General features: G+C 61.2%; 14 protein-coding genes. 2 read left to right on the top strand and 12 right to left on the bottom strand.

Translation table 11 applies throughout. From position 1 onward, the window contains the following. A partial coding sequence (locus tag LJE91_02270; protein ID MCG6867578.1) for a DUF4338 domain-containing protein occupies positions 1-397 on the top strand: 397 nt, incomplete at its 5' end. 389 nt (positions 398-786) lie between these two features. Here LJE91_02270 and LJE91_02265 read toward each other — a convergent pair. The 3 genes from LJE91_02265 to LJE91_02255 form a co-directional block, all read right to left on the bottom strand. Then, positions 787-1,110, bottom strand: coding sequence for a cupin domain-containing protein (locus tag LJE91_02265; protein MCG6867577.1), 324 nt, complete (start codon positions 1,108-1,110; stop codon positions 787-789). A 43-nt stretch (positions 1,111-1,153) separates the two neighbouring features. Further along, entirely contained in the window at positions 1,154-1,873 is a 720-nt protein-coding gene (locus LJE91_02260; protein MCG6867576.1) for a hypothetical protein, read from the bottom strand. 132 nt (positions 1,874-2,005) lie between these two features. Beyond that, entirely contained in the window at positions 2,006-2,233 is a 228-nt protein-coding gene (locus tag LJE91_02255) for a hypothetical protein (GenBank protein MCG6867575.1), read from the bottom strand. 181 nt (positions 2,234-2,414) lie between these two features. Here LJE91_02255 and bioD point away from each other — a divergent pair, with 181 nt between their 5' ends. Then, on the top strand, positions 2,415-3,173 hold the full coding sequence (gene bioD / locus LJE91_02250; GenBank protein ID MCG6867574.1) for a dethiobiotin synthase: 759 nt from the start codon (positions 2,415-2,417) through the stop codon (positions 3,171-3,173). Here the strand turns inward: bioD and LJE91_02245 are convergent. From LJE91_02245 to LJE91_02205, 9 genes are all read right to left on the bottom strand, one after another. Beyond that, on the bottom strand, positions 3,149-3,571 hold the full coding sequence (locus tag LJE91_02245) for a hydrolase (protein ID MCG6867573.1): 423 nt from the start codon (positions 3,569-3,571) through the stop codon (positions 3,149-3,151). The two genes, bioD and LJE91_02245, sit on opposite strands and share 25 nt — an antisense overlap. 316 nt (positions 3,572-3,887) lie before the next feature. Further along, positions 3,888-5,192 carry an ammonium transporter gene (locus tag LJE91_02240; GenBank protein ID MCG6867572.1) on the bottom strand — a complete coding sequence of 435 codons (1,305 nt, stop codon included), beginning with the start codon at positions 5,190-5,192 and terminating at the stop codon, positions 3,888-3,890. Positions 5,193-5,433: 241 nt separating this feature from the next. Further along, positions 5,434-5,772, bottom strand: a complete 339-nt coding sequence (glnK, locus tag LJE91_02235) for a P-II family nitrogen regulator (GenBank protein ID MCG6867571.1) — start codon at positions 5,770-5,772, stop codon at positions 5,434-5,436. A 200-nt stretch (positions 5,773-5,972) separates the two neighbouring features. Further along, on the bottom strand, positions 5,973-7,037 hold the full coding sequence (gene fba, locus LJE91_02230) for a fructose-bisphosphate aldolase class II (protein ID MCG6867570.1): 1,065 nt from the start codon (positions 7,035-7,037) through the stop codon (positions 5,973-5,975). Between the two features lie 54 nt (positions 7,038-7,091). Next, positions 7,092-8,546 carry a pyruvate kinase gene (gene pyk, locus LJE91_02225; GenBank protein MCG6867569.1) on the bottom strand — a complete coding sequence of 485 codons (1,455 nt, stop codon included), beginning with the start codon at positions 8,544-8,546 and terminating at the stop codon, positions 7,092-7,094. Positions 8,547-8,575: 29 nt separating this feature from the next. Continuing rightward, positions 8,576-9,757, bottom strand: coding sequence for a phosphoglycerate kinase (locus tag LJE91_02220; GenBank protein ID MCG6867568.1), 1,182 nt, complete (start codon positions 9,755-9,757; stop codon positions 8,576-8,578). A 123-nt stretch (positions 9,758-9,880) separates the two neighbouring features. Beyond that, on the bottom strand, positions 9,881-10,885 hold the full coding sequence (gap, locus tag LJE91_02215; GenBank protein MCG6867567.1) for a type I glyceraldehyde-3-phosphate dehydrogenase: 1,005 nt from the start codon (positions 10,883-10,885) through the stop codon (positions 9,881-9,883). A gap of 89 nt (positions 10,886-10,974) precedes the next feature. Further along, on the bottom strand, positions 10,975-12,975 hold the full coding sequence (gene tkt / locus LJE91_02210) for a transketolase (protein MCG6867566.1): 2,001 nt from the start codon (positions 12,973-12,975) through the stop codon (positions 10,975-10,977). A 428-nt stretch (positions 12,976-13,403) separates the two neighbouring features. Then, the gene (locus LJE91_02205; GenBank protein MCG6867565.1) at positions 13,404-13,964 is read right to left on the bottom strand and encodes a thioredoxin family protein; all 561 of its coding nucleotides are present in this window, start codon (positions 13,962-13,964) and stop codon (positions 13,404-13,406) included. Between the last annotated feature and the right edge of the window lie 277 nt (positions 13,965-14,241).

Below are 14,241 nucleotides of genomic sequence, written 5' to 3'. Positions count from 1 at the left end.
CGATGAGCAGTGGGTGGCGCTGCTAAGCTTCTCGGCCGCGGCCTTAAAGTGTGGCGCGCGCGATCGCTGGATTGGCTGGGACCTTCGTCATCACTATGACCGGCTGCACCCGATCGCCAACCAGTCACGCTTTGCGATCCTGACCGCTCGCACCATCAGCGCAACCTGGCCTCGCGGGTATTGTCCTTATGCCGGCACCGGATTCAGGCCGACTGGGTCGCGCGCTTTGGCTATCCGCTGCTGCTACTGGAGACCTTTAGTCGACCCGCAGCGCTTTGTCGGCACCATCTACCGAGCGAGCAACTGGCAGTATGTAGGCGATACCCGAGGTTATCAACGCTGCCGGGGCGCAAAGATCGGGGTCAGGTCTTGTGTTTTGCGCGCTCGTACCACCTGACCTCCCTACTCGAAAGTGAGCCGCATCGTTCGACGAAAGGAAAATGCAAAAAACAAGACCTGACCCCCGCGTACGAGCACACGACCCGTTCGCGCAGCGGCTCTTCCGCGCTTCTCTGATCGAGGTGCCCCTGGATCATGCGGCGCAATAATTCCCGTAGAGAAGAGATTGTTCTATCATTGTCATAGGCCCCGGTTGGCATTCGGACTCAATGTCCCCCCGCCGCTTGTGCAGCTATAACGGAAGTCTAACGACTTCTCAGATCAACCGGGGCCACCTCAGGACTCGTCGGTCTGAGGCGAAGCCTCGCTAGCTGCTGAGCGAACTTGTATACGCGATTGAAGCGCAACCGCCTGTGCCGCTGCGCCCCGGTAAGCGCCAAAAGCGTGTTAGTAGGAAAGATCATGTTCCCGGATAGCATCCAGACTGACGACTGTCTCGCCGCCCACAACCTCCGCGCTGTGAACGGCGCCGGCGGGTACGGCCACCATGTCCCCTGCCTCGAGGATCAAGGACCTGCCGTCCATCGTCATCCTGAACCGGCCAGACAGGACCGCGTCGATCTTGTCCACCCCGTGCGTGTGATCCGGAAAGACGGTTCCGGGAGAATAGTGGTAGCGCGTCACGCGGAAACCCAGTGCTTGCAGCTTTCGCCGCATGGCGGTTTCGTCGAGGGGACCGTCTGAGTCGAAATCCCAGTGTTTCAGTTTCAAATCATTCCCTCCTTCTCATAACCGTTGTGCCTGCTGACTGCTCTCAGAAGAAATACCCGAAATCCAGTCTTAGGAAGTCATCGTCCTCCAAGCCGAACAACGGATCCTTTTCGCTGACATTGTCGAAGATCTGCAGTTCGAGATCGAGCTTCCAGCTCTCGCCGAACCGACGGCTGGCCTCGACGCGAAAGGTGCGCGCGACCGTCTCGAGGTCGACGGATCCTCCAGCCAGGATCTCCGTGCTCTGCACATCGTTGAAGGCGAAGCGCAAACCCAGGAACAGATCCTTGTCGAACGGCGAGACGAGCCGCTCCGTGCGCCCGTCGTAGGCGTACTCACTGACGATGCCGAGATCGATCGCGGACTGGAAGATGCCGACCAAGGTGTACTCGAACCCACCGATGGCCGCGAAGAAGTCCTCCACCGGATTGTCCTGATAGATCCCCTCGAACTTCAGCAGCCAGTCGCCGAGTATGGACTGTAGATCCAGTCCGGTCTGCGCCATCTGATTGTAGCGCGGGATCAGCACAGGCTGGCCGGCGGCGTTGGTACCGGGGACAAACTCGGGATCGCGGCTGGTCCCGACGAACTGCGACAGGGCAGCATCCAGAGGACCGACGATGGTCGTGGCCCGGACTGCGAACTCCACGTGCCAGGTCTCCAGACTCGACTCGAACTGCGTCTGACCGGTGCCGACGGGGACCACGATTCGCAGCCGCGCATCCGGCCCCGGAAAGGTCCGCTCGCAGAAATAGGGCAGCACGAAGAACTGCAGCGATCGCCGACGGTACGTTGCGGAGAAACACGACGAGAGCGACGACGATCACCCCGAAAGCAACCGGCACCAGCAACGCCACATCAGCCTTGCTCGCCTCGGGAAAGGCATTGTTCATCATCACCACACCGGTGACATGAAAGGAGATATACCCTTCACGGACAGGTTTCCCAGGCACGCACGCCCTCTTCGTCCCGTGGCGGCGTTGCGATTCCTTGCAATAGAACGGTAGTCATTGGTGAACTGGAGGGATCGGCCGCTGCTGGCCAGAATACCCATCACGATCAGGGTCGCGAAGATCGTGATGTAACGCCAACGGATCAGGAAACGGGCGTATCGATCAATCACGATTCCTGTTATCCGCGCTCCGGGACAGTCGCGATGATACCTTTCCGCAAGGCATCCCACCATGGCGATATGCAACGCAGGCGCAGAGGCTTTTTCACGGTGCGAAACGACACCGCGCGGCGTCTGAACTCGCATATGCCTGCGGGGAGATTCGCAACCGCGCGCAAGGGTCAGGAGAGACATGACGAAACCGACATCGGGACGCTCCAGGACAGGTCGGGGAGATTCGCCCGACATTCCCGATGCGGGAATCTTTGTTGCCGGTACCGACACCGGTGTCGGCAAGACCTGGACCGGTGCGCGGCTGATTGCGGTGCTCGCCGGCCGGGGGCTGCGCGTGGCACCTCGCAAGCCGCTGGAGTCGGGTTGGAACGAGCGGGAAGTGGGACTAACCGACGCGGGAATCCTGGCCGCCGCGGTTCCGGGGGGAGTGGCGCTCGACACCGTGTGTCGGTGGCGATTTCCCGAAGACGTGTCACCAGCGAGGGCCGCGGAGCTGGCAGGAATTCACGTATGCCTCGCCGAGGTGATCGAGGCCTGTCGAAGCCGGTCGGGAGAATTCGCTCTGGTGGAGGGCGCCGGTGGGTTCTTTTCGCCGTTGACCGGAGACGCCCTGAACGCCGATCTCGCCGAGGCGCTCGAGCTGCCTGTGGTACTCGTCGCCGCCGACCGTCTGGGATGCATCAACCACACATTGCTCAGCGCCGCAGCCATTGCCAGGCGCGGCCTGGTATTGAGCGCCGTGGTTCTGAACCGGGCCGAGGTAGAGACCGATCCCGCGATGGACAACGCCGCGGACCTCGGGCTCTATCTTAATTGCCCCATTGTATGTAGCGGACATGCGGCAAGCCCGGAAGCCAACGAACGCTGGGTAGAAGTGCTCGCGGATATCGTCACGGGCCGGTCACGGGAGGATCAGCTACTCAACCGTCTCCAGTAGGTCTCACGCCAGTAGTACAGAACGGTGGTATTTCTCTCGGGGTAGGAATCCGAATAGTCGACACCCCGGCAGGGCTCCTCGATGTTGTCATGCGCCGGGTCGAGCGGGCGCCACGCGCCCTCCCTTTGTTCCATTTCGAACGGTTTGCGCCCCAGGGCACGCTTCCTGCGCTCCGAGGCGCCGAACATGGCGTAGTTCTTCTGTGCGGTTTCCAATGACACGACGTTTGCGCTGCCGTTCATCAGGGGAAATCGCAACTGCGCCAGATCGTCTTCCCAACAACAAATCGGGCAATGGGCATGGCTCCCCGGTTGCGCATCGAACACCAGGTAGCCGCAGCAGGGACAGGGAAATTTAACCGGGAGCCAGTCGCTTAGGCGATTTCTGTCAAATGACATACCATCCTGCTTGTCTTTGTCGTCCGTCCTCTGTGTTGCGACAACAGTGACATAGTTCGACGATGCGCCTGTTGTCGCGTCTTGTTGACGAACGATCCCGGCGCGGCGCTGTCCCTGCTTTGCTTGGGCACCGGTCTTGGGCTTCCTGCCCAAGCCGTTCACTGCTTCGCAGCTCACCCGGCGCGATCTGGTATGTCATTTTCCGGCAATCGCCTTAATACCATGCCTCTCTATGGATCACATCACGGCGGCACCCTGAGGCCATCGGTGTTTCCCCGCGCAGTCGCCACGGCTCACGCCATGGCTGCTGCCGGGATCAGATGTTGTACCCGGTCTCCTCGTGCTGGGTGACGTCGAGCCCCTGGGTCTCGTCCTCGGGCGCAACACGCAGGCCGATCATCATGTCGACGAGCTTCAGGATGACGTAGGTCGCAACGGCAGTCCAGGCCAAAGTCGCCAGAACCCCGATCACCTGCACGCCGACCTGCCGTCCCACGGTCATACCCTCGGCCAGGCCCGCCCCGCCGAAAGAGGACGCAACCAAGAATCCCGCGAATATCGTACCGATCATGCCACCGACGCCATGGACGGGAAAGACATCGAGAGAGTCGTCGATCTTCAGGACGCGTTTGAGCACGTTGGTGGCCGTGAAACAGACGACACCGGCGGTGAGGCCAATCAGCAGCGCCCCGAGCGGGCCGACGAATCCAGAGGCCGGGGTGATCGAACCAAGACCCGCAACCATTCCGGTCACGATACCCAGTACGCTCGGTTTTCCGTACCGCAGCCATTCCATTGTCATCCAGGCCAGCGATGCAGTCGCCGCACTGATGTGTGTCACCAGCATGGCCATTCCCGCGTCGGAGTTGGCTGCAACCGCGCTGCCTGCGTTGAACCCGAACCAGCCTACCCACAACATCCCGGCACCGGCAACCGTCAAGGTCAGGTTGTGCGGCGGCATGGCGGTCTGGGGAAATCCGCGACGGGTGCCGATCACCAGGGCCGCTACCAGCGCGCCGACGCCAGCGGTCAAGTGCACCACGAGTCCCCCGGCAAAATCGAGCACACCCATCTCCGAAAGCCAGCCACCGCCCCAGACCCAGTGGCAGACGGGGAGGTAGACCACCCCCAGCCAAAGGGCGGAGAACCACATCATCGCCGAGAACCTCATCCGCTCGGCAAAGGCGCCGACGACCAGCGCCGGGGTAATGATGGCGAAGGTCATCTGGAACATTACGAAAACGGTTTCCGGGATGGTCCCCTCGATCGATCCCCGCTCCACGCCAGAGAGCATCGCCTTTGAGAGACCACCGATCCAGGCGTTGATGCCGCCACCGTCGGTGAACGCCAGGCTGTAGGCGAAAAAGACCCAGAGCAGAGACACCATGCAGGTGATGGCGAAGCACTGCATCAGGACGGAAAGCACGTTCTTGGCGCGAACCAGCCCCGCGTAGAACATCGACAAACCCGGAATGGTCATGAACAGCACCAGGGCCGTCGAGGTCAGCAGCCATGCCGTGTCGCCGCTGTCCAGGTTCCCTTCCGCGAATGCAGCGGAGGACAGTAGCGTCAGTCCCGTGGCCGCGAAGAAAAGCCAAGGGGTCGATGGCGGTCTATTCATCTTCCTGATTCTCCTGTTCGGATATGCCTGGAGCAGGGGCGATCGGAGGCGCGTCTGGGCACTTGCGATCTGGCTGCAGGGAGGCGCGGACCGATCATTGCCGGTTTCTGCGGACCCGGTATTCCAGAGGGAGGCGTAAGACTGAGGGCATCCGGATAAGATCCGTGGCTGGAGGCGCTCCGGAGCGCCTGCCATTCGAAGACCGGATACCATCGGGTCCGGTCTGGCAACCGGGTGTCAGCTACAGTGCGGTGTCACCGGTTTCGCCGGTTCGGATCCTGACGACCTGATCGATGGCCGAAACGAAAATCTTGCCGTCCCCGATCTTTCCCGTTCGGGCGGCATTGGTTATTGCCTCGATGACGTTATCGACCTGATCGTCGGATACCGCGACCTCCAGCTTCACCTTGGGTAGAAAGTCGACGACATATTCCGCGCCACGGTAGAGTTCCGTGTGGCCCTTCTGCCTGCCGAATCCCTTGACCTCGGTGACGGTCAACCCTTTCACGCCTATCTCCGACAGCGCTTCCCTGACATCGTCCAGCTTGAACGGCTTGATAATTGAGCTAATGAGTTTCACGACCTGTTCCCTCCACCTGTTCCCTCCAGTCCCCTTGACCGGGACCATGGGCGTGCCGCCAGACAAGGACCGAACCTGGCGGCAAGCTGCATGCGAATCCGGGTGCCGGCTACCTGACTGCAGACAGTCGACACCCGTCATCTCTACTGGGTGTGGGGCGATCCCGGACCACCCGACGCCCCGGCGCGGTACGGACCGGTTCAGTTGACCTTGGGGTCCAGCTCGCCGCTGTCGTAGCGCGTCACCATGGCTTCGAGGTCGATCGCCTTGATCTGCGAAGCGTGCCCCGCGGTCCCGAAGGCCTCGTACCGGGCCTTGCAGATGTCCTTCATCGCCTTGGTCGCAGCGGTGAGGTACTTCCTGGGGTCGAAGTTCTTCGGATTGTCCGCCAGATGCTTGCGGATCGCGCCGGTCGACGCCATACGCAGATCGGTGTCGATATTGACCTTCGCGACGCCGTTACGGATACCTTCGGCGATCTCCTCGACCGGAACACCGTAGGTCTCACCCATATCACCGCCGTACTCGTTGATGATCGCCAGCCAGTCCTGGGGTACGGAGCTCGAACCGTGCATCACTAGGTGGGTATTCGGGATACGGGCATGGATTTCCTTGATGCGTTCGATCGCCAGGATGTCTCCGGTGGGGGGACGTGTGAACTTGTAGGCGCCGTGCGAGGTACCGATAGCAATCGCCAGCGCGTCAACGCGGGTCTCCTTGACAAACTGCGCCGCTTCCTCGGGATCGGTCAGAAGCTGTGAATGATCCAGGATACCTTCCGCACCGATACCGTCTTCCTCTCCGGCCATCCCCGTTTCGAGCGATCCCAGGCAACCGAGCTCGCCTTCGACCGAAACGCCGCAGGCATGCGCCATCTCTACGGTCCGCTTCGTGACGTCGACGTTGTACTCGTACGAGGCAGGGGTCTTGCCGTCCTCTTTGAGGGAACCGTCCATCATGACCGAGGTGAACCCGAGCTGGATGGAGCGCTGGCAGACCGCGGGAGAGGTCCCGTGGTCCTGATGCATGACCACCGGAATGTGCGGCCACTGCTCGACGGCGGCCAGGATGAGATGCCGCAGGAAAGGCGCGCCGGCGTAGGACCGCGCCCCGGCCGAAGCCTGAACGATGACGGGACTGTCGGTCTCGTCTGCCGCCTCCATGATGGCGTGCATCTGCTCCATGTTGTTAACGTTGTACGCCGGTACGCCGTAGCCGTTTTCCGCGGCGTGATCCAGCAACTGTCGAAGTGAAATCAGGGCCATTTTTGCTTCCTCTTACTGTTGAACTCAGAATTCCAGTTGTCGCGTCGATCCGTCTTACTCCGTGTCGACGAGTTCTCCGACGCGAACGATCTTCATTGCGTTGGTGCCTCCATCGACACCCATCAGATCACCCTTCGTGATGATCACGAGATCGCCGTCCTGCACGACCCCCCTTTGCTTGAGCACATCGACGGCGTCCCGGTTCACCTTGGCGTGATTGGTCTTCGTCGTTTCGATGTTCGCCGGGTAGACCCCCCGGAATAGCGTCACTTTTCTACTCGTGCGATCATGTCCCGTCAAGGCGTAGATGGGGATCGCCGAGCTGATTCGCGACATCCACAACGGCGTGGAGCCGGATTCGGAAAGTGCCGCGATCGCCCGCACGCCAAGGTGGTTGGCCGTGTACATCGTGGCCATGGCGATCGCTTCGTCGACCCGCTGGAAACGGGTGTCGATCCGGTGATCCGAGCGCTTGGCTAGCCGCTGGGTCTCGGCCGCGAGGCAGATCCTGCTCATGGCCTCGATCGCCTCTACGGGATACTTGCCGACGGCGGTCTCCCCCGATAGCATCACCGCATCGGTGCCGTCGAGCACGGCGTTGGCCACGTCGAACACCTCCGCGCGGGTCGGAATCGGGTTGATACTCATGGTTTCCATCATCTGCGTTGCGGTGATTGCCACCCGATTCATGTTCCGCGCCTTGGTTATCAGACGTTTTTGAACCGCCGGCAATTCCGCGTCGCCGATCTCCACCCCCAGGTCCCCCCTGGCGATCATGATACCGTCCGAGGCCTCGATGATCTCGTCGATACACTCTAGCGCCTCGGGTCGTTCGATCTTGGCGATGATGCCGCCTTCCCCGCCGGCTCCTCTCAGCAACAGGCGCGCCTCGCGAATGTCGTCCGCAGAGCGCGGAAACGACACGGCCAGGTAGTCGACACCCATTTGGGACGCCAGTTCGATATCTTTCCTGTCCTTGTCGGTCAGGGAAGGTGCCGAAAGCCCCCCGCCCAGTCGATTGATCCCTTTGCTGTTGCCCAGTACGCCACCCACCCTGACCCGGGTGAATATCTCGTGCCTGGCAACCTGATCGACGTCAAGGACTAAGCGCCCGTCATCGAGCAGCAGGGTGTCGCCGGGCCGTACATCGTCGGGAAGCGCCTTGTAGGTAATACCGACGCGGTCCGCGTTCCCCTCGTTGCCTTCCAGGCGGGAATCCAGGACAAACGGATCACCTACCCTCAGTGTGACCTGGTTCTCGACGAACCGGTCGATGCGAATCTTGGGTCCCTGCAGATCGCCCAGGATACCGATATGGCACTGACTCGCCGCGGAGATCTCGCGAACGCGCTCTGCGCGTCGTACGTGGTCCGCCGATTCTCCGTGCGAGAAATTGATCCGGACGACGTTCAAACCCTCGCGGATCATGCTCTCCAGCACGCCGTCACGGTCCGTCGCCGGGCCGAGCGTAGCGATGATCTTGGTGCGGCGCGCTAGGGGCGTGTTCACGGGTCAGGCGGCCTGTCAGGAAAGGGGCATCAACCTCTGGCGCGTTCTTCCAGCATGGCGACCGCGGGCAGCTTCTTTCCTTCTAGAAATTCGAGAAACGCACCCCCTCCGGTCGAGATGTAGGACACGCGATCGGCGATACCGTACTTGTCGACCGCGGCCAGCGTATCCCCGCCCCCCGCGATTGAGAATGCCTCGGATGCCGCGATGGCCTCCCCGAGGGTCTTCGTACCGGCGCCGAACTGATCGAACTCGAACACCCCCACGGGACCGTTCCAGACGATGGTACCGGCCGACTTCATCATCCCGGCATAACGTGACGCGGTTTCGGGGCCGATATCGAGGATCATGTCATCGTCCGCCACCTCATCCACCTTCTTCACGACCGCCTCGGCATCCTCGGCAATGGCCTTGCCGACGACCACGTCCGAGGGAACCGGAATGTCGTTTCCCTTGGCACGCGCCGCCTCCATCAGTCGCTTGGCCTCGGGCACGAGGTCCTCCTCGTAGAGGGACTTACCGACGGGGAAGCCTGCCGCAGCGATGAAGGTATTGGCGATACCGCCACCGGGAATCAGCTGATCGACGACACCGGACAGCGAATCCAGGACCGTCAGTTTGGTCGATACCTTGGAACCCCCGACGATCGCGGCCATCGGCCGGGCCGGATTGTCGAGCGCTTTCCCCAGCGCTTCCAGTTCGCCGGCCAGCAGGGGTCCGGCGCAGGCCGCCGGCGCGAACTTCGCAACCCCGTGCGTAGAGGCCTGTGCGCGGTGCGCCGTGCCGAAGGCGTCCATGACGAAGACATCGCAAAGCGCAGCGTACCGTTTCGAAAGGTCCTCGTCGTTCTTCTTCTCACCGGGATTGAAGCGGACGTTCTCGAGCAGGACCAGTTCGCCCTCACCCGGTTCCGGGGGGCTGTCGAGATAATCCCTGACGACCCGCACTTCCTTGCCGAGGGCCTCGGAGAGGTAATCCGCAACCGGCTGCAGCGAGAATTCCTCGGCATACTCGCCCTCGGCGGGCCTGCCGAGGTGCGACATCAGCATGACGCCCGCGCCGGCCTTCATCGCCAGCTCCATCGTCGGCATGCTCGCGCGGATACGCTTGTCGCCGGCGACCTTACCGTCCTTGATTGGAACGTTGAGGTCCTGGCGAATCAGCACGCGCTTGCCGGCCAGATCAAGATCGGTCATTTTGATGACGGACATAGGAAACTCCTCGGAACTGGATTCTAAAAACGGTTTGCTAAGCGGCCGCGGCGGCTTAACAAACGGCTTTCGGGACAGCGGGGTGGGCGTGACGCCCACCCCGCATCCTAGGGTTCATCCCACTCAGCTGGTGGCAACGTGGCGCACGAAACGCATCATGTTGGCGGTGTAGCCATACTCGTTGTCGTACCAGGACACCAGCTTGACGAAGGTGCTGTCCAGCGCAATGCCTGCCCCGGCATCGAAGATGGATGACTGGCCGACACCGCGAAAGTCCGTGGAGACGACCTTTTCATCGGTGTAGGCAAGCGTCTCGCTCATCGGACCGGACTCGGATGCCTCCTTCATGGCCGCGCAGATATCGTCGTAGGAGGCCTCACGGTTGAGTTCCGCGGTCAGATCGACGACGGACACGTCCGAGGTGGGCACGCGGAAGGCCATGCCGGTCAGCTTGCCATTCAGTTCGGGCAGTACGACACCGACTGCCTTGGCGGCACCGGTAGACGAAGGAATGATGTTCTCCAGGATCCCGCGGCCGCCGCGCCAGTCCTTCATCGACGGTCCGTCGACGGTCTTCTGCGTGGCGGTCGCCGCGTGCACGGTCGTCATCAGGCCGCGCTTGATGCCCCAGTTGTCGTGCAGGACCTTGGCGATCGGCGCCAGGCAGTTGGTAGTGCAGGAGGCTGCGGAGACGATGGCCTCCCCGGCGTAGGTCTCGTGGTTAACGCCGTAGACGAACATCGGCGTGCCGTCCTTGGAGGGAGCGCTCTGGACGACCTTCTTGGCCCCGGCATCGATGTGTTTCTGACAGGTCTCCTCGGTCAGGAAGAACCCGGTGCTCTCGATGACGAGCTCGGCGCCGATCTCGTTCCACTTCAGGTTGGCGGGATCGCGCTCGGCGGTCAGGCGAATGGACTTGCCGTTGACAATCAGGTTGTTGCCGTCGACGGCAATCTCTCCGCCGAAACGGCCATGAACCGAGTCGTATTTGAGCATGTACGCCAGATAGTCGGCGTCCAGCAGGTCGTTGATGCCGACCACTTCGATATCGGCGAAGTCCTTGGCGATGGCGCGGAACGCCATACGTCCGATTCGGCCGAAACCGTTGATGCCTACTTTGATCGTCATGATGGTAACTCCTCAGTGTTATTGAAAATGGGTAGTGTGCGAAATTGGCGACCCGGGAAACCCGTCAGCCTGACCTCCCGGCATTCGGGTTATCTGGAAAGCGTTGCGTTGACCGCTTTGACGACGTTGTCGACGGTGAAACCGAACTCCTTCATCAGGGTGCCGCCCGGAGCGGATTCCCCGAAGGTGTCGATACCGACGACCTTGCCGCCGAGACCGACATACTTCAGCCAGAAATCGGTCACCCCTGCCTCGACCGCCACACGCGCGGTGACGTCAGACGGCAACACGGACTCGCGATAGCCTTCGTCCTGGGCATCGAACACCTTGGTTGAGGGCATCGAGACGACACGGACCTGCTTGCCCTCGGAGGCCAACTGCTCCGCCGCTTCGCGGGCGATGCCTACTTCGGAACCGGTGGCGATAACGACGCAGTCCGGCTTGCCGTCCGTGTCGCGGAGGATGTAGCCACCCCGACTGACGTTGGCCAGTTGGTCCGGCGTGCGCTCCTCGTGGACCAGTTTCTGGCGAGAGAAGATCAGACAGCTCGGCCCGGCGCTGTTTTCGAGCGCCATCTTCCAAGCGATCGCCGTCTCCACCGCATCGCAGGGGCGCCAAACGGTCATTCGGGGGATCAGACGCAGGGTGGCGATCTGCTCGACCGGCTGGTGCGTCGGGCCGTCCTCACCCAGGCCGATGGAGTCGTGGGTATAGACGAACAGGGAACGGATCTTCATCAGCGCCGCCATGCGCAGGGCGTTGCGCGCGTACTCCGAAAACATCAGGAAGGTGCCGCCGTAGGGGATGAATCCGCCATGCAGCGCGATGCCGTTCACGATGGCGGACATGCCGAATTCCCGCACGCCGTAATAGATGTAATTTCCGGAGCTGTCGTCGCGGCTCAGAGGCTTCGATCCCGACCACATGGTGAGGTTCGAACCCGCCAGGTCGGCCGAACCGCCCAGCAGCTCCGGCAGATGGGCGGCATACCCCTCTATGGATTGCTGGGAGGCCTTTCGGCTCGGGATGGAGGCCGCTTTCTCGACCACCGAAGCGATGAAGGCTTCGGCCTTGTCCGACCAGTCCGCGGGAAGGTCACCGGCGATGCGCCGCTCGAACTCCGCGGCCAGGTCGGGATACTCGGACCGGTAGGCATCGAACAGGCTGTTCCACTCACCCTCGGTGTCTTTGCCCTTGCCGCGAGCGTCCCAGCCGGCACGGATGTCCTCGGGGATCACGAATGGGTCATGCTCCCAGCCGATGGTCTCGCGAACCAGAGCCACCTCGTCCTCACCGAGGGCGGCGCCGTGGCACTCCTCCTTACCCTGCTTGTTCGGAGATCCCCAGCCGATGATGGTCTTGCAGCAGATCATGGTCGGGCGCCCCGTCTCAGCACGCGCTTGTTCCACGGCGGCCTTGATGGCGTCGGAGTCGTGCCCATCCACGTCGGGGATCACGTGCCACCCGTAGGCCTTGAAACGCCCCGGTGTATCGTCGGTGAACCATCCCTCGACCTCGCCATCGATCGAGATGCCGTTGTCGTCGTAGAAGCCGATCAGTTTCCCGAGCCCCAGGGTCCCCGCCAGAGAGCAGGCCTCGTGGGAGATCCCCTCCATCAGACAGCCATCGCCGAGAAAAACGTAGGTGTAGTGGTTGACGATCTCCTTGCCGGGGCGGTTGAACTGTGCCGCCAGGGTCTTCTCGGCAATCGCCATGCCAACCGCATTGGTGATACCCTGCCCTAGTGGTCCGGTCGTGGTCTCGACACCGGGGGCATAACCGTATTCCGGATGACCTGGCGTCTTCGAATGAAGCTGTCTGAACGACTTCAGCTCATCCATTGGCAGGTCGTACCCGGTCAGATGCAACAGGGAATACACCAGCATCGAGCCGTGGCCGTTCGAGATCACGAAACGATCCCGGTCGGCCCACTTCGGATTGGTGGGGTTGTGCCGAAGATAGTCGTTCCAGAGCACCTCCGCGATGTCGGCCATTCCCATCGGCATTCCCGGGTGTCCGGAATTCGCCTTTTGCACGGCGTCCATACTCAACGCACGGATGGCGTTGGCCAACTCTCTTCTTGACGGCATCTGAGTGACTCCTTAGGTTTAATTCTTGCGAATTCGCGACCCCTGCCTTGCGTCAGTTCCCGGAAGGGTCTGGAACCGTTTCGCGGGGCCGGGGCGGCTCCAGGACCTAGTCGATTAACGGAAATCGGGTGTTCGCCGGGTCGCTCTCGTTAGAATTCGGTAGCGCGACCGCACACGACACCGTTCGCGGCCGGGATCGTGCAAAAGCGGGGATTTTCACCAAAGTGAACGATGGCGGCAACATCGGTGTATTAATAGGTAGTTATAAATTTTTTATACAAGGGTCCCAACCCGACTTCCAGCCCTTCTGACCAGCTTGTTTTTCCCCTTTATCTTCAATCAGTTATAAACAACCTTTCGATTCTCGACGAAGCACGTTACCAACAGAGAGCCGATCACGCAGTGGCCCTGACCAAAACCCGCAACCGCTACGATTCGTCTCGCCACTTGATGGAACAGCCCATGCTTGGAATTTGCTCCTTCGGCCCGTGACCGGTTACCGCCACTTGCCTCATGGCTTCGAAGAGATCCCGGCGCACATCCTGCGGGGCCGTCTCTTTGCGGCTGGCATCCAGCCTGCCCCGATACTGCAGTTCTAGGTCCCCGTTGTAACCGAAAAAATCCGGCGTACAGACGGCACCGTAGGCCCTGGCGACGTCCTGCGTTTCGTCCAGGAGATACGGAAAGGGAAAATCGAACTCCTCGGCTACCCGCTTCATATTGTCAAAGGAGTCCTCCGGATAGTCGGCCGGATCGTTCGACATGATAGCGACGCTATTGATGCCATATTCCATCAGCTCCCTTGTATCCCTGACGATGCGGTCGCGCACGGCCTTGACATACGGGCAGTGATTGCAGATGAACATGACCAGCAGGCCACGTTTTCCCTGGCAGCGTGACAGGGCCCAGCGGTCCCCGTCAACGCCCGGGAGATCGAAATCAACGGCGTGCTTGCCGAACTCGCAGACTGGGGTTTCGAGACTGACCATTCGCGGACTCCTTCAAAGACTCCTATAAAATATCCACCGACAGATTGTGATTGCGGTTGCGCAGCCTAATCGACTTTTCCCGCAATTGCATCCACGGCATTCGAATCCGCTAGGAGCCTGTCGGACTTAGGTGATCGTAGCGAGCATGATGGGAGAGCGAGATCGAATGTTCACGATTTTGAGGCGCATAGTGGGCCTACGCAACGAAAAATCGGGGGCATTTGAGCCGAGCTCCCATCAGCGCAGTAGATTAATCCTCAGTCCGACAGGCTCCTAG

The organism is Gammaproteobacteria bacterium, assembly GCA_022340215.1.
In the GTDB taxonomy this organism is placed as follows: domain Bacteria; phylum Pseudomonadota; class Gammaproteobacteria; order JAJDOJ01; family JAJDOJ01; genus JAJDOJ01.
This window is presented reverse-complemented; position numbering and strand designations above follow the sequence as displayed.